The sequence below is a fragment of the Streptomyces sp. NPDC048291 genome (assembly GCF_043201715.1).
Taxonomy (GTDB): Bacteria; Actinomycetota; Actinomycetes; order Streptomycetales; family Streptomycetaceae; genus Streptomyces.
The window spans coordinates 735764-760644 of the sequence record NZ_JBICZC010000001.1 but is presented as its reverse complement, the minus strand read 5'-3'; the positions used below and the strand labels follow the sequence as shown (position 1 = coordinate 760644).

Here is a 24881-nt window from a genome sequence, read left to right as displayed (position 1 = left end):
TGGTGGCAGCCCCGCACAGGATGACGGCTCCTGCGCGGTACGGGCCGCCGGTCAGCATTCCCCGCCCTCGGCCGGCGGCCCCGGCGCATCCACTCCCCCACGCGCGGCGTTCACAAGACCGCAACACCCGTTCCCAGTATGCGGACAAATACCCGCTTGACGTGGACAAACGCGGAGTTCACTGTCACTCTCCCGCCATGCACCCTGCCCCGCGCGCACTGCGCAGCGCTGTCGCCGCCGCCACCATAGCCCTGCTCGCCACTGCCGTCGGCTGCGCTCCGCAACCGGACGACAAGGCGTCCGGTGGGTCCTCCTCGTCGGCCGGAACCACCTGCGCCAAGGGCAAGTTGGCCACCCAGACCTCCGGCAGCCTGACCATCGCGACGGACGAACCGGCCTACGAGCCGTGGTTCAAGGACGACAAGCCGGCCAACGGCGAGGGCTTCGAGTCGGCGGTCGCGTACGCCGTGGCGAAGCAGCTGGGGTACGACAAGAACGCGGTCGTCTGGCAGAGCGTTCCGTTCAACAAGGCGTTCGCCCCCGGTGTGAAGACCTTCGACTTCGACATCAACCAGGTGTCCATCAGCGCCGAGCGCAAGAAGGCCGTGGACTTCTCGTCGGGCTACTACGACGTGCGCCAGGCGGTCGTCGCGCTCAAGGGCGGCAAGGCCGCGAAGGCGACGGGCATCGCAGGTCTCAAGGGGCTCAAGCTGGGCGCCCAGGTCGGCACGACCAGCCTCAACTACATCAGCGACGTGGTGAAGCCGTCGCAGGAGGCGGCCGTGTTCTCCAAGAACGACCAGGCCGTGTCGGCGCTCAAGAACGGCCAGGTGGACGCGATCGTCGTCGACCTGCCGACCGCCTTCTACATCACCGCCGCCCAGGTGACGAACGCCGAGATCGTCGGCCAGTTCGAGAACCAGGGCGACACGCCCGAGCAGTTCGGCCTCGTCCTGGACAAGGGCAGCGGCCTCACGTCCTGCGTGTCGTCGGCCGTGGACGCCCTGCGCAAGGACGGCACCCTGGCCAAGCTGGAGAAGCAGTGGCTGTCGGACGCCGTCGACGCCCCGGTGCTCAAGTGACGGTCACCAAGGACGAGTCCGGCCGGGAGGGTGCGGACGACAAGGGCGACATGTCGACCGGTGCCCCCGCGGGCGCCGACGGGTACACCCCCTCCGAGCGGCGGCTGGAGCGGGAGCGCTACCGGCGCACCCGTGCCCGCCGCGCGACCGCGATCGCCGCGCTGTCGACCCTGGTCACGGCCCTCGTCCTGTACCTGGTCGTGGTCAGCGCGCCGGGCTGGGAGCGCACCAAGGAGACCTTCTTCGACGGCCAGTACGCGCGCGAGGCGTTCCCCAAGGTCCTCGAAGGCCTGTGGCTCAACGTCCGGCTGCTGCTGATCTGCGGTGTGCTGGTGCTCGTCCTGGGCATGCTGATCGCCATCGCCCGCACGCTGCCGGGGCCCGTCTTCTTCCCGCTGCGGGCGCTGGCGGCGGCGTACACGGACTTCTTCCGCGGTCTGCCGCTGCTCATCAACCTGATGATCGTGGTCTTCGGGGTTCCCGCGCTGCGCCTCCAGGGCGTGACCGTCGATCCCGTGCTGCTGGGCGGTACGGCGCTGACGCTGACGTACTCGGCGTACGTCGCCGAGGTGTTCCGTGCGGGCATCGAGTCCGTGCACCCCTCGCAGCGTGCCGCGGCCCGCTCGCTGGGGCTGACCAACCGGCAGGCGCTGCGGTACGTGGTGCTCCCCCAGGCCGTGCGCCGCCAGGTGCCGCCACTGCTGAACGACCTGGTGTCGCTGCAGAAGGACACCGGACTCGTCTCGATCGGCGGCGCCATCGACGCCGTGCGGGCGGCCGACATCATCGCCCAGCGCAGCCTCAACTACACGCCGTACATCGTCGCCGGGCTGGTCTTCGTGGCCCTGACCATCCCAATGACCCGCTTCACGGACTGGGTGACGGCCCGGATGGACCGGCAGCGGGCCCAGGGAGGATCCATATGAGCGACGCGCCTGTCCTGCGCATGGAGTCGGTTCGCAAGACGTTCGGGGATGCGGTCGTGCTGCGGGACGTGGACCTGGAGGTCGCCCCGCACACGGTGACGGCGCTGATCGGCGCCTCCGGTTCCGGCAAGTCGACGCTGCTGCGCTGCGCCAACCTCCTGGAGGAGATCGACGACGGCGCGATCTGGCTGGACGACGAGGAGATCACCGACCCGCGCGCCGACCAGGACGCGGTGCGCCGCCGGATCGGCGTCGTCTTCCAGGCGTACAACCTCTTTCCGCACATGACCGTGCTGGACAACGTCACCCTGGCGCCGCGGCGGGTGCACGGCGTCTCCCGCGCGGAGGCCGAGGAGCGGGCCGGGGAGCTCCTTGAGCGCCTCGGACTGGGCGGCAAGGCGGGCGCCTACCCCGACCGGCTGAGCGGCGGCCAGCAACAGCGGGTGGCGATCGTGCGCGCCCTGGCCGTGCGGCCCCGGCTGCTGCTGCTCGACGAGATCACCGCGGCCCTCGATCCGGAGCTGGTGGGCGAGGTGCTCGCCGTGGTCCGTGACCTGAAGGGCGAGGGCATGACGATGGTGCTGGCGACGCACGAGATGGGCTTCGCCCGGGACGTCGCCGACCAGGTCTGCTTCCTCGACGGCGGCGTCGTACTCGAACGCGGCACCGCCGAGCAGGTGTTCGGCGATCCGCAGCAGGAGCGCACTCAGCGGTTCCTGCGGCGGATCGTGGAGGCCGGTCGGCTCTGAGGCGCTACGCGTCCGCGGTCGCGGCGCCGACCAGCGCCGCCACCCGCTCCACGCCGAACACATAGCCCTGCACACCGCATCCGGCGATCACTCCGTCGGCGCGCAGGGAGACGTAGGAGTGGTGCCGGAACGACTCGCGCTTGTGGATGTTGGAGATGTGGACCTCCAGCACCGGCATGCCGTCGCAGGTGTTGAGGGCGTCCAGGATGGCGACCGAGGTGTGCGAGTAGGCGCCCGGATTGATGACGATCCCGCAGTGGCCGAGGCGGGCCTCGTGGATCCAGTCGACCAGTTCGCCCTCGTGGTTGGACTGCCGGAAGTCCACGGTGCCGCCGTGCGCGGCCGCCGCCTTGGCGCACAGGGCCTCGACGTCGGCGAGCGTGTCGGAGCCGTAGATCTCGGGCTGGCGCTGGCCGAGCAGGTTCAGGTTGGGCCCGTTGAGGATCATGATCGGGGCGTTGGCCAGGGTGCGGGGCACGATTCCTCCGGTCCGTGGGAGATCCGCGGAGATCCGCGAAAGGCGAACGGCCCGGGAACGGCCGCTGCCCGGTCCGGTCTATCACGGTGCGCGGCGGCTCCTGCGCGGGGTATCTCACCACCGCGCGCCCCCGTAACCCGCGATCACCCTGGGTAGTTGACGGAGCATGCATGATGCACGCACCGTAAGGGCCCCCTCGATGCTGCGGCTGGCGGCCGCCTCGCTCACCGGGACCGCGATCGAGTTCTACGACTTCTTCGTCTACGGGACGGCCGCGGCGCTCGTCCTGGGGCCGCTGTTCTTCCCGACGTTCTCACCGCTCGCGGGGACGCTGGCGGCGTTCGGGACGTTCGGCGTGGGGTTCGTGGCCCGGCCGCTGGGCTCGGTGCTGTTCGGGCACATCGGGGACCGGCGCGGCCGGCGTCCGGTGCTGGTCGCGTCGCTGCTGTTGACGGGCGCGTCGACGGTCTCGGTCGGGTTCGTGCCGTCGTACGACAGCATCGGCATGGCCGCTCCCGTACTGCTGCTGGTGCTGCGCTTTCTGCAGGGGCTGGGGCTCGGCGGGGAATGGGGCGGGGCGGTGCTGCTGACCGCGGAGCACGCGCCCGCGGGACGGCGCGCCCTGTGGTCGAGCTTTCCGCAGATCGGTCCGGCCATCGGCTTCCTCCTCGCCAACGGCGTGATCCTGGCCCTGTCGGCGTCCCTCACGGACGCCCAGTTCGCGCAGTGGGGTTGGCGGGTGCCGTTCTGGGCGGCCGGGGCGCTGGCGCTGGGCGGGCTGTGGCTGCGTTCGTCGCTCCCCGAGAGTCCGCAGTTCCTGGAGATCGAGGAGCCGGCGCGCATGCCGTTCGCGGAGGTCGTACGGCAGCACTGGCGGCTGGTGCTGCTGACGGCGGGGGCGCTCGCGGTCGGGTACGCGGTGTTCTACGCGGTGACGACCTGGTCGCTGGCGTACGGGACGGAGCGGCTCGGGGTGAGCCGTACCGTCATGCTGACGTGCGTCATGGCCGCCGTCGTGGTGAAGGGGGCGCTCACTCCGGTGATGGCCCTGCTGGGCGACCGCTACGGGCGGCGGGCGCTGTGCCTGGTGGGGTGCACGGCCTCGGCGCTGTGGATGTTCCCGATGGTCGCGCTGCTCGCGACCGGACAACCGCTGCTGATGTTCCTCGGGTTCACCGGTTCCCTGATCGCGTTCATCACCATGTTCGCCGTGGTCGCCGCCTATCTGCCGGAGCTGTACGAGCCCCGCCTGCGCTGCACCGGCGCCGCTGTGGGCTACAACCTGGGCGGGGTCCTCGGGGGCGCGCTGACGCCGATCGTGGCGACGGCGCTGGCGGAGCACAGCGGGCGCGTGCCGTGGGCCGTGGGGGCGTATCTCACGGCGATCGCGCTGCTGAGCCTGGGGTGCTTCGCGCTGCTGCCGGAGACGCGTCCGGTGCCGATGCCGGTGGCGGAGGTCGAGCCGGTCGCCGGGTGAGGCCGCGCCGGACCCGCTACGGGTTGATCGCCAGCTCCAGGTAGGCGGCGAACAGCACCAGGTGGACGCCGCCCTGCAGCGGTGTGGCCCGGCCCGGCACCACGGTCAGGGAGCTGACCACCACGGTCAGCGCGAGCAGCAGCATGTGGGTGGCGCCGAGGCCGAGGACCAGAGGCCCGGAGAGCCAGACGGAGGCGAGGGCCACGGCGGGGATGGTCAGGCCGATGCTGGCCATGGCCGAACCGAGGGCCAGGTTGAGACTGGTCTGGACGCGGTCGCGACGGGCCGAGCGCAGGGCGGCGATGGTCTCGGGAAGCAGGACCAGCAGGGCGATGACCACGCCGACCACGGCCTGGTGCAGGCCGGCCGCCGCCACGCCCGACTCGATCGTCGGCGACACGCCCTTGGCCAGTCCGACGACCCCGACGAGCGCGAGGCCGAGCAGGCCGAGGCTGATCCAGGCGGCACGCGCGGACGGGGCCGCGGCGTGGTCGTCGGCGGTGATCACCTCGCCCTGCCGGGTGATCGGCAGGAAGTAGTCGCGGTGCCGCACGGTCTGGGTGGCCACGAAGAGGCCGTACAGGATCAGTGACGACAGGGCCGCGAAGGTCAGCTGGACGCCGGAGAACTCCGGGCCCGGTCTGCTGGTGGTGAAGGTCGGCAGTACGAGGCTGAGCGTGGCCAGGGTGGCCACGGTCGCCAGCGCGGCGCCGGTGCCCTCGGGGTTGAAGACCGCGGTGCCGTGGCGCAGTGAGGCGACGAGGAGGCAGACGCCGACGATGCCGTTGCAGGTGATCATCACGGCCGCGAAGACGGTGTCCCGGGCCAGGGTGGCGCTCTTGTCGCCGCCGTCGACCATGAGGGTGACGATCAGGGCGACCTCGATGATCGTGACGGCGATGGCGAGGACGAGGGAGCCGAAGGGTTCGCCGACCCGGTGGGCCACGACCTCGGCGTGATGGACCGCGGCGAGGACCGATCCGGCGAGGACCACGGTCACCAAGGCGACGACGGCGCCGGGCAGACTGCGACCCCAGGTGAAGACGAGCAGGACGACCGCGAGCACCGGCACGAGGAACGTCCACTGGATGGTGAGCGACCTGAGCCGAGTGATCATGCAGCGATGGTGGCAGAGGCGTACGGGCTTCGCATTCCGGTCCTTTCGGGCTCCGGGGGCCTGCCGCCGGAGCGGCACGGCCCCCGGGGTGTACGGGTGCGGCTGGTGGAGCGATTACGTGAAGTCGGTCTGGTCCACGACGTCACAGTCGGTGAAGGACGGCGGCCGGGTGCACAGGGCGGCCATCTGCTCGGCGAACTTGCCTGTCTCCGGGTCGCTGCTGTTCTGCATGGCCTCCTCATAGGAGTTGAACTCGATCACGCCGAGGTAGTGGCCGGGCCGGCTGCGGTCCCTGAGGATCAGGCGGCGCGTGGGGCTGTTCTCTCGGCCGGCGGGCCGGCTGCCCATCTCGTCGGCGAGGGCCTTCAGCTCGTCGATGCGGTCGGTCTCGAAGTCGATGATCTGGACGAATGTCACGGTTGCCTCCACCGGGCGGCGGCGTCCCCGGACCGGGGACGTTCCGCCACCCAACGAAGCATCCGGAGCGGTGGGTCGGCAATGCGCTTCGCACCGCTGCGCGGGGTGGTTGTTCCTACGTCCGACGTGGTCAGACGTCGATGCTGTCCTTCGGAGCGCCTTCGCTCGGACTCTGCGCCGCCTCGGCCGCCGCCTGCTTCCTGGAGGCCCGCAGGCTGGTGATCGTGGTGACGATCAGGACCGCGCAGATCACGCCGAGGGAGACCGGGATGCTGATCTCCGGGACATGGACGCCGGACTCGTGCAGCGCGTGCAGCACCAGCTTGACGCCGATGAAGCCGAGGATGATCGACAGACCGTAGGAGAGGTGGACCAGCTTCTTCAGCAGTCCGCCGATGAGGAAGTACAGCTGCCGCAGACCCATCAGCGCGAAGGCGTTGGCCGTGAAGACGATGTACGGGTCCTGCGTCAGACCGAAGATCGCGGGGATGGAGTCCAGCGCGAACAGGACGTCGGTCGTGCCGATCGCGAGCATCACGACCAGCATCGGGGTCATGACCCGCTTGCCGTTCTGCTGGATCCACAGCTTGGTGCCGTGGTAGCGGTCGGCCACGCCGAACCTGCGCTCGGCGGCCTTGAGCAGCTTGTTCTCCTCGAACTCCTCTTCCTCCTGGTCGGCCCGGGCCTCCTGGATCAGCTTCCAGGCGGTCCAGATCAGGAAGGCGCCGAAGAGGTAGAAGACCCACGAGAAGTTGGCGAGGATCGCGGCGCCCGCGGCGATGAAGACGGCCCGCAGCACCAGGGCTATGAGGACACCGACGAGCAGCACCCGCTGCTGGTACTGCGAGGGCACCGCGAACTTCGCCATGATCAGGACGAAGACGAAGAGGTTGTCGACGCTCAGCGACTTCTCGGTGATGAAGCCCGCGAAGAACTCGCCGGCGGGCTGGCCGCCGCCGAAGACGAGCAGGCCGAGGCCGAAGAGTCCGGCCAGGGCGATCCAGACGACGGTCCAGATTCCGGCTTCCTTGACGGACACGTCGTGCGGTTTGCGGCCGATGAAGAAGTCGACCCCGATCAGGGCGGCCAGCCCCAGGATGGTGAGGACCCATAGGGTCGCGGATACATCCACTGTTGCCTCCGGTTAGTGAACGGCAAAGATTCGGCGTTGCGCTACCGGAGGTCTCTTCCACCCGGGACGGGCCGACGCCCCGGGATCCGACCGGATCCGTATTGACGGGTACGCCGCAGCAGACAGGGAGTACTCCCCTCCGTACGGAAAACACTACCCCAATCACCAAGGAAAGGTAAAGTGTTTGGCAAAAGAAAGACCAAGTTAGCTGGTCAGGGGCACTTTACATACGCTTGGTGCGAGCCGTCGCGACCTGGGTGAGCACCTGCTGGAGCACCTGGCTGCCGGGCGGCACGAGGCAGGGCTCGTACGTCCAGGCGTGCCCCACCCACGGATCGGCCAGGTGATCGTCCGGTACCGGCGTGAGTCGCATCAGTGAACGCCAGAGCGGATCGAGCAACGGGCCGTAGGCGGCGGCGTCCTCGCGATCGGCGACCAGCAGGAGATGAACGCCGACGTCAGGGCCCTCGTCCGCGAGATAGCGCAGCTGGGTGACGGCCCGGTCGTCGAAGCCGTGCGGGAAGTCGTTCACGATCAGCAGCTGCCGCGAGGTGTCCAGGCCGGGCGGCAGCGCGTCGGGCGCACCGCCGCGTACCGCCATCTGTACCAGGTCGACGCGCTCCGTGAGCCGCCCCAGCACACCCGCCACACCGGCGGCACCGGTCGCGGGCGGCGCGTCCAGCACGCCGGCCCCCGTCAGCGGTGCGAACGCGGACGCGCCGGCCCCCGCCGGATCGACGACCTGCACGCCGAACTCCCCCGCCGGATGGACGGCGAGCAACCGGGCGGCGAGCGCCACCGCCGTCTGCAGGGCGAGGTGCCGCAGCTCGCCCGTCTCCTCGAACGGGGACGCGTCGGGCACGCCGCTGTCGATCCACAGGCCCCGCTCAAGGGGCAGCCGGACCAGCATCGGGATGCGCAGCGGGGCGCTCTCCGGGAGGTGGAGGTCGCCCAGCCGGATGGCCATCGGCGACTCCGTGGGCACCCGGTAGCCGTGCCAGACCGGGTTGTCCCAGCGGGCGTACGCGGGTGGCAGCGCGGGCTCGACGACCTCGGACTCGGCGGTGAGCTGGGCGAGGTCCCGGTCGAGCGCCGCTCGCGCCTGGTCGACCAGTTGGGCCTGCCGGGCCTGGGCCGCCTCGCGTGCGGCGTCTCCCACCGAGCCGAGGCGGCTGCGCGGGTCGGAGAGGACCTGGTCGAGCTCCTTCTCCATGCGCGACTCAGCGAAGTCGACAGCGCTGCGACAGGCGGCGGCGGAGCGGGCCAGGTCCTCGAACATGCCCCAGACCTGGTTGTAGAGCCGCTCGTCCATGGACCAGCCAGCGGCGTCACCCGCCACGGGCGGCACGGGTCCGTCCGGCGGGGCCGCGGCAGCCGCCGCGGCCCCGGGGGCCGGCGGCCGGGACGCCTGGCGGCGCTTCGGATGCGTGTAGTCGACGGGGCCGCCGGTGGACGTCGCGTCCGCCGGGACGCCCGGCCCGCCGGAAGCCGAGGGCCCGGCACCGCCACCGGGCGTCGGCGCCGTCTCGCCGGGTCCGTCGGAGAGGGCGGGCCGGACGGTGCTGTCACCGTCGCCCGGCGCCTGGACGTCGTACGGAGACCCGGCCGCCGGGGTGGTGCCCGGCAGGTCGGGGCCGGTGACGGGGGCGGCCGTACGCCGGGAGCGGTCGGTGTCCCTGGTGCGGACCGGGACCGAGCGGGCCAGGCCGCGCGCCACCGCTTCCTCGATCCCGCGGGCGAGTTCGGCGGCCCGGGGCAGGCCCTGATCGGTGAGAAGCCCCGTCAGGCCCTCCGCGTAGCCCTGGCCCACCGCGCGGATCTTCCAGGCGCCCTGGCGGCGGTAGAGCTCCAGGGCGACGACCGCCGACTCGGCGTCCAGGCCGGTGAGGGTGTAGCCGGCGACCTCGGTGCCGTCGAGTCCGGTGACCGCGGCGCGCGGTGCGGCGAGGGCGCCGAAGCGGGGCGGGCCGCCGGGCGCGGCGGGCAGCGCGATCAGGACGCTGATGCGGTGCACGGTCTCGGGCATGGCATCGAGGTCGACGGCGAGCCGGTGTTCGGCGGCCGCCTGCCGGGAGACCTCGATCCCGGGCAGCGTGGGCGCGCCGGGATGGGCCACCGCGTCGGTGCCCCGGACCCTGCCGCTCTCGTCGGCGAGGGTGGCCCCGGCCACGACCGGTGCGTCGGCCGAGATCCGGATCTCGATCCGGTTCCGTGAGAGCGGATGGTTCTGCCCGCGCACCAGCTCGGCCGCCATTGCCCACGTCCCCCTGTATGTCGTGTCCTCGTGTGCCGTCGCGGAACGCTCCGCCGGAAGTGCCGCATCCGGTCGTCCGGGCTGTCGTCCGGAGTCCGCGGCGCCGCGGCGGCCGGCCGCCTAGAGGATCGGCAGGATCGCCGGCACCAGGTCCTGGAAGGTCCGGCCCTTGGCAGGGACGCCCAGGGCCGTCATCGTCCAGCCGGATCCCGACCGGTGCACCTTCGCCATGATCTGGGCGGTGTACTCGCCGCCGCCGTCGAGCGTGTAGCGGGCGAGCTCCTGACCGGTGCTCTCGTCGACCAGCCGGCAGAAGGCGTTCTGCACTTCCTGGAAGGTCTGGCCGGTGAAGGAGTTGACGGTGAAGATGATCTGGTCGACGTGGACCGGCACGCGCGCGAGGTCGACGAGGATGGACTCGTCGTCGCCGCCCTGACCCGCGCCGCCGACGAGGTTGTCGCCCGTGTGGCGGACCGAGCCGTCGTCGCTGACCAGGTGCCGGAAGAACACGACGTCGACGGGCTGCTTGTCGGCGAACAGCACCGCCGAGGCGTCCAGGTCGATCTCACGGGTGCGCGAGCCGAACAGCCCGCGCCGCGGCGCCGCCTTCCAACCAAGACCCATACGGACCGCACTCAGGGAGCCGCCGTCCTTCTTCTCCAGGCTGATGGCCTGACCCTTGGTCATGTTGACGGTCACGGCTGCTTCCCCTCGTCGATGTCGCCGGTGGCCGCGAAGTGCGCGGTTGCCCGAAACCCTATGCAGCGCCACTGACAGTGCCGAACCCCGGCCCGCGCTTTGTGTCGGTCTTGCAACACTTCGCGCCGTTGCCGGGATTCGGCCGCGGCCCAGGGGTCAGGCCAGGCCCGCCTCCCTCATCTGGCGCAGTTCCTTCTTCATCTCGGAGACCTCGTCGCGCAGCCGGGCCGCGATCTCGAACTGCAGATCCGCGGCGGCGGCACGCATGCGCTCCGTCATCTCCTCGATCTGCTCGGCGAGTTCGGCGGCCGGGCGGTCGGTGGGCACCGTCTCCCCGGCCTTGCCCTTCGCGGCCTTGCCGGCCTTCGCGCCCTTGGCCGCCTTGTCGCCCAGGGAGGGCACGGGAGCCTTGGCCCCCTTGCCTTCCTTCAGCTTGCGATAACCCGAGCCGAGCAGCTGTTCGGTGTCGACCTCTTCGCGGGCGATCTGCGCGACGATGTCGTTGATCTTCTTCCGGAGCGGCTGCGGGTCGATGCCGTTGGCCTTGTTGTAGGCGACCTGCTTCTCCCGGCGCCGGTTGGTCTCGTCGATGGCCTTCTCCATCGCCGGGGTGATCTTGTCGGCGTACATGTGGACCTCGCCGGAGACATTGCGCGCCGCACGGCCGATGGTCTGGATCAGCGAGGTGCCCGAGCGCAGGAAGCCCTCCTTGTCGGCGTCGAGGATCGCCACCAGGGACACCTCGGGCAGGTCGAGGCCCTCCCTGAGGAGGTTGATGCCGACCAGGACGTCGTACTCGCCGGAGCGCAGCTCGCGCAGCAGCTCGACGCGGCGCAGGGTGTCGACGTCGCTGTGCAGGTAGCGCACCTGGATGCCGAGCTCCAGGAAGTAGTCGGTGAGGTCCTCGGCCATCTTCTTGGTGAGGGTGGTGACCAGGACCCGCTCGTCCTTCTCGGTGCGCTTGCGGATCTCGTGCACCAGGTCGTCGATCTGGCCCTCGGTGGGCTTGACGACGACCTCGGGGTCGACGAGGCCGGTGGGGCGGATGATCTGCTCGACGACGCCGTCCCCGCGGGAGAGCTCGTAGGCTCCGGGGGTCGCCGACAGGTACACGGCCTGGCCGATCCGCTCCTGGAACTCCTCCCACTTCAGGGGGCGGTTGTCCAGGGCGGAGGGCAGGCGGAAGCCGTGGTCCACGAGGGTGCGCTTGCGGGAGGCGTCGCCCTCGTACATGGCGCCGATCTGCGGCACGGTGACATGCGACTCGTCGATGACGAGGAGGAAGTCGTCCGGGAAGTAGTCGAGCAGGGTGTTCGGCGGGGAGCCGGGCAGGCGGCCGTCGAAGTGCATCGAGTAGTTCTCCACGCCGGAGCAGGAGCCGATCTGGCGGAGCATCTCGATGTCGTACGTGGTGCGCATCCGCAGCCGCTGGGCCTCCAGGAGCTTGCCCTGCTTCTCCAGCTCGGCCAGGCGCCCGCCCAGCTCCTTCTCGATGTCGTTGACGGCCCGCTCCATGCGCTCGGGGCCCGCGACGTAGTGGGAGGCCGGGAAGACGTACAGCTGCCGGTCGTCGCTGATGATCTCGCCGGTGAGCGGGTGCAGGGTGGACAGCGCCTCGATCTCGTCGCCGAACATCTCGATGCGGACGGCGAGCTCCTCGTAGACCGGGAAGATCTCGATGGTGTCGCCGCGGACGCGGAAGGTGCCGCGGGTGAACGCGAGGTCGTTGCGCGTGTACTGGATGTCCACGAAGCGGCGCAGCAGGTCGTCGCGGTCGATCTCGTCGCCGACCCGCAGCGGGACCATGCGGTCGACGTACTCCTGCGGGGTACCGAGGCCGTAGATGCAGGAGACCGAGGCGACCACGATCACGTCGCGGCGGGTGAGCAGCGAGTTGGTGGCGGAGTGGCGCAGCCGCTCGACCTCCTCGTTGATCGAGGAGTCCTTCTCGATGTAGGTGTCCGACTGCGGGACGTACGCCTCGGGCTGGTAGTAGTCGTAGTACGAGACGAAGTATTCGACCGCGTTGTTCGGAAGAAGCTCGCGGAACTCGTTGGCCAGCTGGGCGGCCAGCGTCTTGTTCGGCGCCATCACCAGGGTGGGGCGCTGGAGCTTCTCGATCATCCACGCGGTGGTGGCGGACTTGCCGGTGCCGGTCGCGCCGAGGAGGACGACGTCCTTCTCGCCGGCCTCGATGCGCCTGGCCAGGTCGGCGATGGCCGCCGGCTGGTCGCCGCTGGGCTGGTACGGGCTGACGACCTCGAAGGGCGCCACCGTGCGTTCGATGTGGGAAACGGGCCGCATGGGATCCACCGTACGACCCCGCACTGACAACCGGTTCTGATCAGCGGTTCTGCGGTGTGCGCGCGCTGTGGTGGCTCTGCTGGCGGCCGACGCGGACCTGCAGGCGGCGGCCCGGATGGTGGGTGACCTCGTCGGCCGGGACACCCGGCTTGTGCTCCACGCGGAGCCGGTCGGGCTTGCCCGTGACCATCAGCGGGTCGAAGATCACGACGACGGCGGCCAGGCAGAGGAAGGCCAGCGGGCCGATCAGCATGGGGGCGAGCAGGGAGGCGGGCGAGTCGCCCGGCGAGGTGACGCCGGCGCTGTGCAGGTGGACGGTGAGGGCGGCCATGCCGGTGTAGTGCATGCCGCTCACGGCGAGCCCCATGACGAGGCTCGCGCCGACGCTCCACAGGAAACCGCGGACCTGGCCGGCCGCCCACAGGGCCGAGGTGGCGGCGACGACCCCTATCACGACCGACGCGGCCACCGTGAGCGTGTTGTACTCCAGAGTCCCGTTGAGGCGCAGCCCGGCCATGCCCAGGTAGTGCATCGAGGCGATGCCGAGGCCGGTGATCGTGCCGCCCGTGAAGAGCGCGGTTCCGGTGGCGCCCCGGTAGCCGACTATGAAGATCCCGACGCCCACCATGACGATGGCGAGGCCGAGGCTCGCGTAGGTGAGGGGCTTGTCGTAGTGGATCGGCGTCTCCTTGACGCTGAACCCCATCATGGCGACGAAGTGCATGGTCCATATGCCGGAGCCGATCGCAGCCGAGCCCAGGGCGAGCCAGGCGGGCCGCCAGGAGTGGGCCACCAGCATCGCCCGGGTCGTGCAGCGCAGCCCGAGGGCGCCACCGAGGCAGGCCATCAGATAGGCCACCAGCGGGGTGACGACCCCGTAGCTGAATCCGTCGACCGTGCCCTGCATGCGCGGCTGCCCTTCACCCTTTGCGTCCCGGAATATGTGCAATGCGCCCCCGTCCCAGGACCGCCCGAGCGGTCAGGGTTGACGCAGAGAGTATGACCCGCACCGGAATGGTCGAACGATTTTCCGGCAAAGAAACACGCCCTTGCCTCAGTTGTGCGGCAACGGTGAGCGGGCTTGGGTCAATCCATTCAATCTGTGGCCGTCCCACCCCGAGCCGCTGTTCACTCCCTGCTGTCACTCTTGTGCTGTCCGTATTCTCTCGACGTGAGGAGTGCGCATGCACGCGCGCGCAGTCGCCGCCACGGCCACCGCGCTGCTGGGAACGGCCGCCCTGCTGAGCCCCGTCCCCGCCGCCCGGGCCGGTGACACCGCCGAGCCCACGGTGCTCGCGCACCGGGGTGCCTCCGCCTACGCCCCCGAGAACACCCTGGCCGCCATCGACAAGGCGGCCTCGCTGGGCTTCACCTGGGTCGAGAACGACGTCCAGCGCACCAAGGACGGCCGGCTCGTCGTCATCCATGACGACAGCCTTGCGCGCACCACCGACGTCGAACAGGTCTTTCCCGGCCGGGCCCCGTGGAAGGTGAAGGACTTCACCGCGGCCGAGATCGCACGGCTGGACGCCGGCGGCTGGTTCTCGCCGTCGTACCGGGGCACGCGTGTACCGACGCTGGCGCAGTACATGCGCCGGATCGGGCACAACCACGAGAAGCTGCTCCTGGAGATCAAGAACCCTGAGCTGTACCCCGGCATCGAGCGGCAGACCCTCGAACTGCTCGGTGACGAGGGCTGGCTGGACCGCCCGCACCTGGACCGGCTCGTCGTGCAGAGCTTCAGCGCGGACAGCCTGCGCATCGTGCACGGTCTCCGGCCCGCCCTGACGACCGGCTATCTCGGCACGCCGTCCACGGGGTCCCTGCAGCAGTACGCGGGCTTCGTGGACCTGATCAACCCCTCGGTGGACTCGATCTCCGCCGGCTATGTACGGAAGGTGCACTCGGTCGAGGGGCCGCACGGCGGATCGCTGCGCGTCTTCACCTGGACGGTGAACGACGCCGTCACCACCTGGAAAGCGGTCGGCTACGGCGTGGACGGGATCATCACCAACAAGCCGGACGTGGTGCGGGCCGCGCTGTGCGCGGGCTGACCCGGACCGCGGCGGGCATTGTCAGTGGCGGGCCGTACGGTGGGGCACATGGACGGTGAAGGGCAGTACGGGCAGCGGGTGGTGTGGGCCGTCGTGGCCACCGACATCGGTCCGCTGCTGCTCGCGGCGACCGGCAGCGGCCTGGTCAACGTGGTGTTCCACGCCACCGACGCGGTGCGGGAGCGGGCGGTGGAGCGGCTGGCGGCCCGGCTCGGCACCGAGCCCGTCGAGGATCCGACGGAGCCGGTGCTGGCCGAGGCGATATCCCAGCTGCGGGCGTACTTCGCGGGCCGGCGGCAGGACTTCGACCTGCCGCTGGACTGGTCGCTGATCTCCGGCTTCAACCGGCAGGTGCTGCGCGAACTGGCCGCCGGTGTCCCGTACGGCACGGTGGTCGGGTACGGCGACCTGGCGGGGCGGGTCGGGCAGCCCGGCGGGGCACAGGCGGTGGGCGCGGCGATGGGCGCCAATCCGCTGCCGGTCGTCGTGCCCTGTCACCGGGTGGTGGAGCGCGACGGCGGGATCGGCGGGTTCGGGGGCGGTCTGGAGACCAAGCGGAAGCTGCTCGCCCTGGAGGGCGTGCTGCCCGAGCCGCTGTTCTGAGCCGCACTCCCCGAACCCTGGCCGCGCGGCGCCCCGCCGGTCCGGTACGCCCCGCCGGTCCGGTACGCCCCGCCGGTGCGGTCAGCCGTAGTGCCGTGCCTCGACGACGTTGCCGTCGGGGTCCCTGAAGTAGAAGTTGCGCGGGGCCTTGCCGCGGGCGCCGAAGGAGTCGTGGCCGATGTCGGTCATGGGGACGGCGTGCTCGGCGAGGCGGGCGCGCAGGGCGTCGAAGGCGTCGGACGGCAGGGACAGACAGACGTGGTTCACGGGGTGGCCCGCGCTGTCGGCGGCGCCGGGAAGCGCGGGCATGCGCTCGGCGAGGGTGAAGGGCGCGAGGTCGATGATGGTCTCCTCGTTGACGCGTACGGAGGGGAAGGGCACCTCTCCCGCGGTGAACTCGGCGATCCGCAGCGGCTCCAGGCCGAGCATCCGCTCGTAGAAGCCGGCCGCGGCGGCCGGGTCGGCGACCCAGAGGACGACGTGGTCCAGACGTACCGGGTGATTCGTCATGCCGCCCAGGCTGGTGGCGTCCCCCACAGGCCGCAAGCGTTTATCCGGGTACGGCCCCCGCCAGAGATGAGGGAAGACCGACGGACAGGAGACAGTCGTGGTGCTGGTGGTGTCGGAAGAGGTCGGGGAGGCGCTCGGCGCGGGTCGCGCGGTGGTCGCCCTGGAGTCCACGATCATCGCGCACGGGCTGCCACGCCCGCGCAACCTCCAGGTGGCACTGGAGCTGGAGGACACGGTACGGCGCGCGGGAGCGGTGCCCGCGACCATCGCCGTGCTGGACGGGCGGCCCCATGTCGGGCTGGGCAAGGACCAGTTGGAGCGGATCGCCAACGAGGACGGGATCCGCAAGCTGGGCCACCGCGACCTGCCGCTCGCCGTGGCGGCGGGGGCGAGCGGGGCGACCACCGTGTCGGCGACGGCGCAGCTGGCTGCGCTGGCCGGCCTCCGGGTGTTCGCGACGGGCGGGCTCGGCGGGGTGCACCGGGAGTGGACGGCGACCCAGGACGAGTCCGCCGACCTGGGGCTGCTGGCACGCACCCGGATCACGGTGGTGTGCGCGGGCGTGAAGTCGATCCTGGACGTGCCGGCGACCCTGCAGCGCCTGGAGACCCTGGGCGTGGCCGTCGCCGGTTACGGCACGGACCGCTTCCCCGGCTTCTACCTGTCCGACTCGGGGCATCCGGTCGACTGGACGCTGGAAAGCCCGGACCAGGTCGCGGAGGTCATGCGGGCGCAGGACGCGCTGGACGCGGCGGACTCGGCGCTGATCGTCGCCAACCCCGTCCCGGAGGCGGAGCAGCTCGACCCCGCGCTGCACGCGCGCGTGCTCGCCGACGCGCTGCACGCGTGCGAGGCGGAAGGGATCGCCGGTCAGGCGGTGACGCCGTTCCTGCTCGACTATCTGGTCCGGCACACGGACGGCGCCTCGCTGGAGGCCAATCTGGCGGCCGTGCGCGGCAATGTCGGGCTGGCGGCGCGGATCGCCTCGGCGTGGGCCAGGGGGTGACGACCGAGCGGGCGGCGGCGCCGGGCGGGAGCGGGGCGCCCGGCGAGGGCGGGGCGCTGCTGGTCGTCGGGGACGTCGTCACCGACGTCGTCGCGCGGTACCGGGGGCCGCTGGCGGCCGGCACCGACACGGGCGCCGTGATCCGGACCCTGCCCGGCGGGGCGGGCGCCAACGTGGCGTGCTGGGCGGCGCACACGGGCTGTGCGGACGTACGGCTGCTCGGGCGGGTGGGCGCGGACGCGGCCCGGTGGCACGAGCGGGAGCTGGTCGCCGCCGGGGTGCGGCCCCGGCTCGTGGTGGACCCCGAGGCCGCGACGGGGACGGTGATCTGCCTGGTCGACAACGGTGCCTCGGCCGAGCGGACCTTCCTCACGGACAGCGGGGCGTCCCTGCGGCTGGAGCCCGCCGACTGGTCGGACGCGCTGCTCGACGGGGTGGCCCGGCTGCATCTCTCCGGCTACCTGCTGTTCTCCGAACCGAGCCGGGCGCTGGTGGCGACGGCCCTGGCGGCGGCACGCGCGCGTGGCGTACCGGTGAGCCTGGACCCGGCGTCGGCCGGGTTCCTGGTGGCGCTGGGCGTGGACCGCTTCCTGACGCTCGTCGAGGGGGTGGACGTCCTGCTGCCGAGCCGGGACGAGGCCTGTCTGCTGACGGGGCTGCCCGATCCGGCGGACGCCGCGGCCAAGCTGAGCCGCCAGGTGCCGCTGGTGGTGGCCAAGGCGGGGGCGGACGGCGCGCTGGTGGCCCGGTCGGGCGGCGTCCTCGCCCGCGTCCCGGCCGCACCGGCGACGCCCCGGGACACCACCGGCGCCGGTGACGCCTTCACCGGGGCGTTCCTCGCCGCGCTGGTCGCCGGCGCGGATGCCCGGGAGGCGGCGGTCCTGGGCTGCCGGGCGGGCGCGCGGGCGGTGGAGCGCGTGGGTGCGAGACCGCCTGCCCACGGCTGACCCGGGCACGCCGCCCCGCCCCGGGGCGACCGGTCTACGCCTTGCGGCCCCACGCCGAGATCATCGGGGCCGTGGCCAGGTCCATGCCGCCCGTCGCGACGTTGGCCAGGTGCTGGTCGATGTCCTCGTCGGTGGCGAGGCCTGCCCCGACGAGCCGGCCCCGGATCTGCCGGACGGTGGCGATCTCCAGGGCGGTGCAGGCGGGGGAGGCGACGGGGAAGCAGGCGTCGGCCTCCACGTCTTGCAGCCCGGCCTCGCGGAGCAGTCGCGGAAGCTTGCGGCCGTACGACAGGTCGGCGCCGCGTTCGGCGAGGAGCTTGCGGAAGCCCTGCCGCAGGCGGTTGGCGAGCTGCTGCTCGGGGCCGTACTCGTAGGGGCAGGTGAGGGGCTGGAGGGCGGGGTCGGCGTCCTCGATCAGCAGGCGTCCACCGGGGCGCAGGGCCTTGATCATGGAACGCAACGCCCGTTCCCGGTCCGGCACATGGACCAGGACGAGCCGGGCGTGCACCAGGTCGAAGCCCTCCCCCGGCGGCTCCTCGGCGCCGACGTCGTGGGTGCGGACCTCGACGGGCCCGTGGGCGGCCGCGGCGAGCAGCGAGGTGTCGATGTCGGTGGCGACGACGCGGCCGGTCGGCCCGACCTTCCCGGCCAGCCAGGACACCACGGAGGTGCCGCCGGCCCCGACCTCCCAGCAGCGCCCGCCCGGTCCGAGACCGCATGCCTCGAGGTGACGGAAGGTGGTCGGGTCGAAGAGGTCGGCGAAGGCGTCGAAACGCTGTCCGGCCTCGCTCTGGCGGTTGTCGAGGAGATATCCGTCGTCCTGTGTCATGCGGCGATGATTTCAGTCGCCCGGTGTGTCCGCCGCGGCGAGCGTGCTGTCGGCGGGCGCGGGGCACCCGGGTCGGGAACAGGGATCGGGAGTCCGGTTGTCCACAGGCGGGAACCAACCGGAACTCGCCGTTCCCACAGGCTTACCCGTGTCTCACACCGGGCTGGCAGACTTGCCGGGCAGGGCGGGAAGCGTTGCGCGAGTGGATCCATGCAAGGAGATCCGGAATGACGATGGCAGGGAATCTGCGGAAGGTCACAGGGCTGGGCAGGGCCGGCGGCCTGCGCAGGGTGGCGCGGCTGGCCCGGCGGCGGCCCCGTGTCGACCTGAACCATCACGCACGGTCCCCGCTGGGTTCCTCGGTGGTCAACTGCGTGACGTACGAGGACGGGGCGCGGGTTCCGGAGTGCAGCGATCTGTTCTCCGCGGTGGAACGGGTGCGCAAGAGGGGGGACGGGTTCGTCTGGCTGGGGCTGCACGAGCCGACGGACAGCGAGTTCGCGGGCATCGCCGAGTTGTTCGACCTGCACCCGCTGGCCGTGGAGGACGCGGTCGAGGCCCATCAGCGCCCGAAGGTGGAGCGGTACGGCGAGACGCTGTTCGCGGTGTTCAAGACGGTCTGCTACGTCGAGCACGAGAAGCTGACGGCGACCAGTGAGGTGGTCGACACCGGCGAGATCATGGTGTTCGTCGGCGAGGACTTCGTGATCACGGTACGGCACGGCCGGCACGGCTCGCTGGGGCCGCTGCGGGAGGAGTTGGAGGCCGCGCCGAGCCAGCTCGCCAAGGGGCCGGCGGCGGTGCTGCACGCCATCGCGGACCATGTGGTCGACGACTATCTGAGCGTCACGGACGCCGTGCAGGGCGACATCGACCAGGTCGAGGCGGCCGTCTTCGCGGAGAACGGCGCGCGCGCCGACCCGGAACGGATCTACCAGATGAAGCGTGAACTCCTGGAGCTGAAGCGCGCGGTGGTGCCGCTCGGCCGGCCGATGGAGGAGCTGACCACCCGGCCGATCCGGGTGATCTCACCGGAGATACAGGCCTACTTCAGGGATGTGTTCGACCACCTGATGCGGGCGAAGGAACAGATCGCGGCCTTCGACGAGTTGCTCAACTCCATCCTCCAGGCTCATCTGGCGCAGGTGACGGTCGCGCAGAACGAGGACATGCGGAAGATCACGGCCTGGGCAGCGGTGATCGCCGTGCCGACGATGGTGTGCGGTGTGTACGGCATGAACTTCGATCACATGCCGGAGCTGCACTGGCGGTTCGGCTATCCGCTCGTCATCGGCGTCATATCCGTGGCGTGCCTGGTGCTGTACCGCGGCTTCCGGCGCAACGGCTGGCTCTGAGCCGCCCGGCCGCGGGCGCTCAGCCGCTCCACGCCGGATGCCGCGGGTCGTCGGCGCGGATCAGGACGTCGGCCGTGCCGGCGGGGTCGGTCTCGGCGGTGTAGCGCTCGAAGGCGGGGAGGGTCCAGTGGTCGGCCTCGGGGGTACGGCGGCGCAGGGCTCCGGGAGTAAGGAGGAGGTGGACGGTCAGGTCGAACGGGAACCAGTGCCGCAGCAGGAGCGGTCCGTGCAGCAACAGGAGTCCGCCGGGCGGGAGTCGGACATAGGGGCTGCGGGTGGCGCGGTCGGTGGCCGGGTCCCACAGGTCGGGCAGGACGCGGCCGGTCCCGCCGGGATCGAGGGGGCCGAAGACCTCCCGCCACAGGGCGTTGGTGTCGAACCAGCCGCCGTAGTACGACTCCGCGTCTCGCCGGCCGTGCTCCAGCCGCAGCGAGGCGGGGCGCAGGAAGCCCTCGGTGCCCACGACGAGCGACGGCCGGCCTCTCACCCGCAGCGCCTCGCCGACGCGCTCCGCGAGGTCGCCGGGCCGGGCGGCCGGGGCGCCGTCGAAGGCGACGCGTGGCCAGGCGCTCCCATCGGCGGGCTTCAGTTCGGCCAGCCGCTCGGCGAGACGCTCGGCGAGCCGGTCCCAGGTGATCGCTTCGAGTCGCACAGGATCATGATGCCGGGTCGGCCGTTCGGGCACGCCGGGGGTGGTTCCGGGGCCGGGCACCGGGGGCGGCCGACGGGACAGGCCGCGAGCCGGGTGGGAGGACGCCGTCGCCCGGCCGGCAGGGAGGGTGCGAACGACGTGAGATCAGTCTCCGGGGAGGGGAAGTACCGCATATGACACGCCTCGCAACTCCCCCTCACCACGGTGGGCTTCTGGTCGTGCAGCCGCTGCGGCACAAGCGGTGTGCGGCATGCCTGCGGGGGCCGTTGTCGCTGCTGGTGGTGGAGGACGGGGTGCCGCGGTGCCTCACGTGCGCCGATCTCGGGCATCTGGTGTTCCTGCCCCGTGGCGACACGGCGCTGACCCGGCGGTCGCGCGAGGAGAGCACGCTGTCGGCGGTGGTGGTCCGGTTCAACCGGCGCAAGAGCCGGTACGAGCGGCAGGGCGTCCTGGTCGAGGAGGCCGCGCTGGCCCGGGCCGAGGTGCGGTGTCTGGCCGACGCCGAGGCGCGGCGGCGGCGCCGGGCGCGGGACGCGAAGCGGCGGGCGGCCGAGGACGTGCGGTTCACGGAGGCGTTCGCGGCGGAGATCCTGCGCCTGTTCCCGGGCTGCCCGGTGGGGCGGGCAACGGCGATCGCGGCGCACGCGTCGGTGCGGGACAGCGGGCGGGTCGGGCGGACCGCGGCCGGGCGGGCGCTGACGGCGGGGGCGGTGGTCTCGGCGGTGGTGGCGGGGGTACGGCACGTCGACACGCCGTACGACCAGCTGCTGATGAGCGGGGTGCCGCGGTACGAGGCGCGGCGGCGGATCGCGCGGACGGTGGAGGCGGTGCTGCGGGAGTGGGAGGCCGGGGTGGAGATCCGCCTGACCGGGTGACGGCGGGGCTGATTCTGGCCGGATGTGTATGTGGACGGACTTCACAGTCATGGGGAGGGGTGGGCCGTGGGCATGGATCTGAGAGGCCGAGGCGTCCAGGGGCGAGAGTGGGTGTGGTGGTCGTGATCGACGGGCCGTATTACGTGCTGGTCCTGCTGGGGGTGCTGGGGGCCGGACTGGCGGCGGGGGTGTTCTGCGGGTTCTCGACCTTCGTGATGCGCGGGCTGGCCTCGTTGCCGTCGGCGCAGGGGGTCGCCGCGATGAAGGCGATCAACCGGGCGGCCCTGACCCCGGCGTTCATGCTGGTGTTCGCGGGGTCGGCGGTGGTGTGCGCGATGATCGCGGTGGTGACGTTCGTGGTGTGGCCGGACGAGGGGAAGGTGGAGCTGCTGCTGGGCAGCGGGCTGTACCTGTTCGGTTCGTTCGGGCTGACCGCGATGGCGAACGTGCCCCGGAACGAGGCGCTGGCCAAGCTGGAGCCCGGCACCCCGGAGGCCGCCTCCTACTGGCCGGTGTACGTGCGCGAGTGGACGCTCTGGAACCACGCGCGCACGGTCGCGTCGGCCGCGGCGGCGGTCGTCTATGTACTGGCCCTGTCCTGAGGGGGACGTGGGAGCGGATCGGCCCTCGACCGGTTACCGGCTGGACCGGGCCCGGGTCCCGCCTGACAGCCGCCTGACGCCAACCTGGCTCCTGGCTGACTCCCGGCTGGCTCCCCGCTGAGGAAGCCTTGCCGGGAAGCGCTGTCAGCCACTCTGCGGGCGTGCCCGAGGGGACGTATCGTGGCCGAAAGGGTGCCGCCCGATGACGCACGGCCTGGGGTAATCGCACGCGAGGAAGACGACCATGGCCGATCCCAAGGGGTTCATGACCACGCCACGCGAGGAGTGGCCGCGGCGGCCCGTCGAGGAGCGGGTCCGGGACTGGGACGAGGTGTACGTCCCCGGCGCGCTGCTGCCGATCATCAGCAAGCAGGCGGACCGCTGCATGGACTGCGGGGTGCCGTTCTGCCACGACGCGTGTCCGCTGGGCAACCTGATCCCCGAGTGGAACGACCTGGTGTCGCGGGAGGACTGGCGGGCGGCGAGCGACCGGCTGCACGCAACGAACAACTTTCCCGAGTTCACGGGACGGTTGTGCCCGGCGCCGTGCGAGGCGGGGTGCGTGCTCGCGATCAACCAGCCCGCCGTCACGATCAAGAACGTCGAGTGCGCCATAGCGGACCACGCCTGGGCGGAGGGGTTCGCCTCGCCGAGGCCGCCGGAGCGGTTGTCGGGCCGGACCGTGGCGGTGATCGGGTCCGGGCCGACCGGGCTCGCGGCGGCGCAGCAGCTGACCCGGGCCGGGCACACGGTCGCCGTGTACGAGAAGGACGACCGGCTCGGCGGGCTGATGCGGTACGGCATCCCGGAGTTCAAGATGGAGAAGCGCCATCTGGAGCGACGGCTGGGGCAGATGCGGGCCGAGGGGACGAAGTTCCGTACGTCCGTGACGGTCGGGCGGGACCTGCGGGCGGCGGAGCTGCGGGCCCGGTACGACGCGGTGGTGATCGCGACCGGGGCGACGGCGTGGCGGGAACTTTCGGTGCCGGGCCGGGAGTTGGACGGAATACACCAGGCGATGGAGTATCTGCCGCTGGCCAACCGGGTGTGCGAGGGGGATCTGGCCGAGTCGCCGATGTCGGCGGCCGGCAAGCATGTGGTGATCGTGGGCGGGGGTGACACGGGGGCGGACTGTCTGGGGACGGCGCTGCGGGAGCGGGCCGCGTCGGTGACCCAGCTGGACATCTACGCGCAGCCGGGCGCGGAGCGGGACGAGGACGTCGAGCCGTGGCCGACGTACCCGAAGATCTACCGGCTGTCGGCGGCGCACGAGGAGGCGCGGGACCTGGAGACGGCGCCCTCGGCGGACGCGGACGCGCGGCTGTTCGCGGCGTCGACGCTTCGCTTCACGGGCGACGGAAGCGGGCACGTGCGGTCGCTGCATCTGGTGGAGGTGGACGCCGCGCGGCTGCCGGTGCCGGGGACCGGGCGGACGCTCCCGGCCGACATGGTGCTGCTCGCGCTCGGTTTCTCCGGGCCCGACCGGGAGGACGGGCTCATCGACCAGCTGGGGGTGGCGATGGAGCCGCGCGGCACCGTCTCCCGGGACGCGGGGTTCGCGACGAACGTCCCTGGCGTGTTCACCGCCGGGGACGCGGCTCGCGGGCAGTCGCTGATCGTGTGGGCGATCGCCGAGGGGCGGGCGGTGGCGGCGGCCGTCGACCACTATCTGACGGGGAGTTCGCGACTGCCGTCGCCGATAGCTCCGCACGACCGGCCGATGACGGTGTAGGGGTGCAGGCGCCGAGGAAGAAGGGGCGGGAGTAAAGAGCGAGGGGGCCGGAGCGGTGGTCCTCGGTGTGCGCGGCCGGGCGGACTTCGGTACGGCGGTACGGGCCGTGCTCGACTCGGCACGCCGGCCCGCCGGAACCCGACTGGTGGACGTGCCCCGGCGGATGTGGTCCTGGCTGTGAAGTCCGCGCTCCGGAGGACCTGTGGGCTCCCGGAACCTACGGCTTGCGCGCCACCGCCCCGTAGCCCGGGATCACCCCGTCGTCCTGTCCCGGTACCGGCTCGCCCAGCTCCGGGTGCCAGTGGTGGACCACCGACACACCCGGCTCGACGAGTTCGAGGCCGTCGAAGAAGCGGCCGAACTCCTCGCGGGAGCGCAGCGCCAGCGTGACCCCGGCCGCCCGCAGTTTCGCGACGGCCGCCGCCGACTCCTCCGGGGTGAAGTCGGCGGTGGCGTGGGTCATCATCAGGTAGCTGCCGGACGGAAGTTCGGACAGCAGCCGGCCGACCAGCTCGTGCGCCCCGTCCTCGTCGGAGACGAAGTGGAGCAGGGCGACGAGCGAGAGCGCGACCGGGCGGTCGAGGTCCAGGACCGCCCGCGCGCCGGCGACGATCGCCTCCGGGTCGCGCACGTCGGCCTGGAGGTACTCCGTCGCGCCCTCGGGCGTTCCGCGCAGCAGGGCCGCCGCGTGGGCGAGCACGATCGGGTCGTTGTCGCAGTAGACCACCCGGGCGTCGGGCGCGCTGCCCTGGGCGATCTGGTGCAGGTTGGGCTCGGTCGGGATGCCCGTGCCGATGTCCAGGAACTGCCGTACGCCGTGCTCGGCCAGCCACCGGGTGGCACGGTGCATGAAGGCGCGGTTGACCCGTGCCATCACCGGCACCCGGGGATCGAGGGCGAGCATCTGCCGCCCCATCTCCTCGTCGACGGGGTAGTTGTCCTTGCCGCCCAGATACCAGTCGTACATGCGCGCCGGGTGCGGCTTGCTGGTGTCGATCACGAGGCACTCCGTAAGCGTCTGCCGCGGTCGATGATCAATTCAGCACCATTACAAAGAAGTTGAATAAGGAGAAAGAAAAGC

The 24881-nt window shown here is 71.6% G+C and carries 25 protein-coding genes; 13 read left to right on the top strand and 12 right to left on the bottom strand.

The window, feature by feature from the left end:
- The first annotated feature begins 197 nt into the window (after window positions 1-197).
- From ACGF5O_RS03325 to ACGF5O_RS03315, 3 genes are read left to right on the top strand one after another with little or no spacing between them, the layout of a single operon-like run.
- The gene (locus ACGF5O_RS03325; RefSeq protein ID WP_393808206.1) at window positions 198-1082 is read left to right on the top strand and encodes an ABC transporter substrate-binding protein; all 885 of its coding nucleotides are present in this window, start codon (window positions 198-200) and stop codon (window positions 1080-1082) included.
- Window positions 1079-2008: an amino acid ABC transporter permease gene (locus ACGF5O_RS03320; RefSeq protein ID WP_393808205.1), complete on the top strand. Its 930-nt coding sequence runs from the start codon at window positions 1079-1081 to the stop codon at window positions 2006-2008. Before ACGF5O_RS03325 ends, ACGF5O_RS03320 begins: the two co-directional genes overlap by 4 nt.
- Window positions 2005-2757: an amino acid ABC transporter ATP-binding protein gene (locus ACGF5O_RS03315; RefSeq protein ID WP_393808204.1), complete on the top strand. Its 753-nt coding sequence runs from the start codon at window positions 2005-2007 to the stop codon at window positions 2755-2757. The genes ACGF5O_RS03320 and ACGF5O_RS03315 overlap by 4 nt, the downstream gene beginning before the upstream one ends.
- A gap of 4 nt (window positions 2758-2761) precedes the next feature.
- Here ACGF5O_RS03315 and aroQ read toward each other — a convergent pair whose 3' ends face one another.
- The gene (gene aroQ, locus ACGF5O_RS03310) at window positions 2762-3235 is read right to left on the bottom strand and encodes a type II 3-dehydroquinate dehydratase (protein WP_393808203.1); all 474 of its coding nucleotides are present in this window, start codon (window positions 3233-3235) and stop codon (window positions 2762-2764) included.
- Between the two features lie 166 nt (window positions 3236-3401).
- On the opposite strand from aroQ, the gene ACGF5O_RS03305 reads away from it, so the two are divergent.
- Window positions 3402-4712, top strand: a complete 1311-nt coding sequence (locus ACGF5O_RS03305; RefSeq protein ID WP_393808202.1) for an MFS transporter — start codon at window positions 3402-3404, stop codon at window positions 4710-4712.
- Between the two features lie 16 nt (window positions 4713-4728).
- Here ACGF5O_RS03305 and ACGF5O_RS03300 read toward each other — a convergent pair whose 3' ends face one another.
- The 7 genes from ACGF5O_RS03300 to ACGF5O_RS03270 all read right to left on the bottom strand — a co-directional run bounded on the left by ACGF5O_RS03300 (window position 4729) and on the right by ACGF5O_RS03270 (window position 13542).
- Complete coding sequence (locus ACGF5O_RS03300; RefSeq protein ID WP_393808201.1) at window positions 4729-5829, bottom strand: calcium:proton antiporter; 1101 nt, start codon at window positions 5827-5829, stop codon at window positions 4729-4731.
- A 114-nt stretch (window positions 5830-5943) separates the two neighbouring features.
- Complete coding sequence (locus ACGF5O_RS03295) at window positions 5944-6246, bottom strand: hypothetical protein (protein WP_393808200.1); 303 nt, start codon at window positions 6244-6246, stop codon at window positions 5944-5946.
- A gap of 130 nt (window positions 6247-6376) precedes the next feature.
- Window positions 6377-7378: a TerC family protein gene (locus ACGF5O_RS03290; RefSeq protein ID WP_393808199.1), complete on the bottom strand. Its 1002-nt coding sequence runs from the start codon at window positions 7376-7378 to the stop codon at window positions 6377-6379.
- 223 nt (window positions 7379-7601) lie between these two features.
- Entirely contained in the window at window positions 7602-9632 is a 2031-nt protein-coding gene (locus tag ACGF5O_RS03285; protein ID WP_393808198.1) for a TerD family protein, read from the bottom strand.
- Window positions 9633-9752: 120 nt separating this feature from the next.
- The gene (locus tag ACGF5O_RS03280) at window positions 9753-10331 is read right to left on the bottom strand and encodes a TerD family protein (protein WP_393808197.1); all 579 of its coding nucleotides are present in this window, start codon (window positions 10329-10331) and stop codon (window positions 9753-9755) included.
- Window positions 10332-10487: 156 nt separating this feature from the next.
- Window positions 10488-12635: an excinuclease ABC subunit UvrB gene (gene uvrB, locus ACGF5O_RS03275; RefSeq protein WP_393808196.1), complete on the bottom strand. Its 2148-nt coding sequence runs from the start codon at window positions 12633-12635 to the stop codon at window positions 10488-10490.
- Window positions 12636-12675: 40 nt separating this feature from the next.
- Window positions 12676-13542 carry an MHYT domain-containing protein gene (locus tag ACGF5O_RS03270; RefSeq protein ID WP_393808195.1) on the bottom strand — a complete coding sequence of 289 codons (867 nt, stop codon included), beginning with the start codon at window positions 13540-13542 and terminating at the stop codon, window positions 12676-12678.
- A gap of 277 nt (window positions 13543-13819) precedes the next feature.
- Between ACGF5O_RS03270 and ACGF5O_RS03265 the strand changes: the two genes are divergently transcribed.
- Together ACGF5O_RS03265 and ACGF5O_RS03260 are read left to right on the top strand one after the other, a co-directional pair.
- On the top strand, window positions 13820-14689 hold the full coding sequence (locus tag ACGF5O_RS03265) for a glycerophosphodiester phosphodiesterase (protein WP_393808194.1): 870 nt from the start codon (window positions 13820-13822) through the stop codon (window positions 14687-14689).
- Window positions 14690-14737: 48 nt separating this feature from the next.
- Window positions 14738-15292, top strand: a complete 555-nt coding sequence (locus tag ACGF5O_RS03260) for a methylated-DNA--[protein]-cysteine S-methyltransferase (RefSeq protein ID WP_393808193.1) — start codon at window positions 14738-14740, stop codon at window positions 15290-15292.
- An 81-nt stretch (window positions 15293-15373) separates the two neighbouring features.
- On the opposite strand, the gene ACGF5O_RS03255 is transcribed toward ACGF5O_RS03260, so the two are convergent.
- Entirely contained in the window at window positions 15374-15802 is a 429-nt protein-coding gene (locus tag ACGF5O_RS03255) for a VOC family protein (protein WP_393808192.1), read from the bottom strand.
- A 97-nt stretch (window positions 15803-15899) separates the two neighbouring features.
- Here ACGF5O_RS03255 and ACGF5O_RS03250 point away from each other — a divergent pair, with 97 nt between their 5' ends.
- Window positions 15900-16808: a pseudouridine-5'-phosphate glycosidase gene (locus ACGF5O_RS03250; RefSeq protein ID WP_393808191.1), complete on the top strand. Its 909-nt coding sequence runs from the start codon at window positions 15900-15902 to the stop codon at window positions 16806-16808.
- Window positions 16793-17755: a carbohydrate kinase family protein gene (locus tag ACGF5O_RS03245; protein WP_393808190.1), complete on the top strand. Its 963-nt coding sequence runs from the start codon at window positions 16793-16795 to the stop codon at window positions 17753-17755. Before ACGF5O_RS03250 ends, ACGF5O_RS03245 begins: the two co-directional genes overlap by 16 nt.
- Before the next feature lie 34 nt (window positions 17756-17789).
- Here the strand turns inward: ACGF5O_RS03245 and ACGF5O_RS03240 are convergent, their stop codons facing one another.
- Window positions 17790-18584: a methyltransferase domain-containing protein gene (locus ACGF5O_RS03240; RefSeq protein ID WP_393808189.1), complete on the bottom strand. Its 795-nt coding sequence runs from the start codon at window positions 18582-18584 to the stop codon at window positions 17790-17792.
- Between the two features lie 227 nt (window positions 18585-18811).
- Between ACGF5O_RS03240 and ACGF5O_RS03235 the strand changes: the two genes are divergently transcribed.
- Entirely contained in the window at window positions 18812-19939 is a 1128-nt protein-coding gene (locus tag ACGF5O_RS03235) for a magnesium and cobalt transport protein CorA (protein WP_393808188.1), read from the top strand.
- A 19-nt stretch (window positions 19940-19958) separates the two neighbouring features.
- Here the strand turns inward: ACGF5O_RS03235 and ACGF5O_RS03230 are convergent, their stop codons facing one another.
- Window positions 19959-20591: a uridine kinase gene (locus tag ACGF5O_RS03230; RefSeq protein WP_393808187.1), complete on the bottom strand. Its 633-nt coding sequence runs from the start codon at window positions 20589-20591 to the stop codon at window positions 19959-19961.
- A 173-nt stretch (window positions 20592-20764) separates the two neighbouring features.
- On the opposite strand from ACGF5O_RS03230, the gene ACGF5O_RS03225 reads away from it, so the two are divergent.
- From ACGF5O_RS03225 to ACGF5O_RS03210, 4 genes are all read left to right on the top strand, one after another.
- Complete coding sequence (locus ACGF5O_RS03225; RefSeq protein WP_393808186.1) at window positions 20765-21466, top strand: DUF2293 domain-containing protein; 702 nt, start codon at window positions 20765-20767, stop codon at window positions 21464-21466.
- 122 nt (window positions 21467-21588) lie between these two features.
- Complete coding sequence (locus ACGF5O_RS03220; protein ID WP_393808411.1) at window positions 21589-22068, top strand: DUF1772 domain-containing protein; 480 nt, start codon at window positions 21589-21591, stop codon at window positions 22066-22068.
- A gap of 244 nt (window positions 22069-22312) precedes the next feature.
- Entirely contained in the window at window positions 22313-23800 is a 1488-nt protein-coding gene (locus ACGF5O_RS03215; RefSeq protein ID WP_393808185.1) for a glutamate synthase subunit beta, read from the top strand.
- A gap of 55 nt (window positions 23801-23855) precedes the next feature.
- Window positions 23856-23981 (top strand): hypothetical protein, encoded by a 126-nt coding sequence (locus ACGF5O_RS03210; RefSeq protein WP_393808184.1) that lies wholly within the window; start codon window positions 23856-23858, stop codon window positions 23979-23981.
- A 36-nt stretch (window positions 23982-24017) separates the two neighbouring features.
- Here the strand turns inward: ACGF5O_RS03210 and ACGF5O_RS03205 are convergent, their stop codons facing one another.
- Window positions 24018-24800 carry an SAM-dependent methyltransferase gene (locus ACGF5O_RS03205; RefSeq protein ID WP_393808183.1) on the bottom strand — a complete coding sequence of 261 codons (783 nt, stop codon included), beginning with the start codon at window positions 24798-24800 and terminating at the stop codon, window positions 24018-24020.
- Window positions 24801-24881: the final 81 nt, after the last annotated feature.

Bases quoted from the DNA above. Each gene is read 5' to 3' on its own strand.
- ACGF5O_RS03325 (WP_393808206.1), top strand. From the start codon at position 198: ATGCACCCTGCCCCGCGCGCACTGCGCAGCGCTGTCGCCGCCGCCACC.
- ACGF5O_RS03315 (WP_393808204.1), top strand. From the start codon at position 2,005: ATGAGCGACGCGCCTGTCCTGCGCATGGAGTCGGTTCGCAAGACGTTC.
- ACGF5O_RS03305 (WP_393808202.1), top strand. From the start codon at position 3,402: ATGCATGATGCACGCACCGTAAGGGCCCCCTCGATGCTGCGGCTGGCG.
- ACGF5O_RS03300 (WP_393808201.1), bottom strand. From the start codon at position 5,829: ATGATCACTCGGCTCAGGTCGCTCACCATCCAGTGGACGTTCCTCGTG.
- ACGF5O_RS03285 (WP_393808198.1), bottom strand. From the start codon at position 9,632: ATGGCGGCCGAGCTGGTGCGCGGGCAGAACCATCCGCTCTCACGGAAC.
- uvrB (WP_393808196.1), bottom strand. From the start codon at position 12,635: ATGCGGCCCGTTTCCCACATCGAACGCACGGTGGCGCCCTTCGAGGTC.
- ACGF5O_RS03270 (WP_393808195.1), bottom strand. From the start codon at position 13,542: ATGCAGGGCACGGTCGACGGATTCAGCTACGGGGTCGTCACCCCGCTG.
- ACGF5O_RS03265 (WP_393808194.1), top strand. From the start codon at position 13,820: ATGCACGCGCGCGCAGTCGCCGCCACGGCCACCGCGCTGCTGGGAACG.
- ACGF5O_RS03260 (WP_393808193.1), top strand. From the start codon at position 14,738: ATGGACGGTGAAGGGCAGTACGGGCAGCGGGTGGTGTGGGCCGTCGTG.
- ACGF5O_RS03255 (WP_393808192.1), bottom strand. From the start codon at position 15,802: ATGACGAATCACCCGGTACGTCTGGACCACGTCGTCCTCTGGGTCGCC.
- ACGF5O_RS03240 (WP_393808189.1), bottom strand. From the start codon at position 18,584: ATGACACAGGACGACGGATATCTCCTCGACAACCGCCAGAGCGAGGCC.
- ACGF5O_RS03235 (WP_393808188.1), top strand. From the start codon at position 18,812: ATGACGATGGCAGGGAATCTGCGGAAGGTCACAGGGCTGGGCAGGGCC.
- ACGF5O_RS03225 (WP_393808186.1), top strand. From the start codon at position 20,765: ATGACACGCCTCGCAACTCCCCCTCACCACGGTGGGCTTCTGGTCGTG.
- ACGF5O_RS03215 (WP_393808185.1), top strand. From the start codon at position 22,313: ATGGCCGATCCCAAGGGGTTCATGACCACGCCACGCGAGGAGTGGCCG.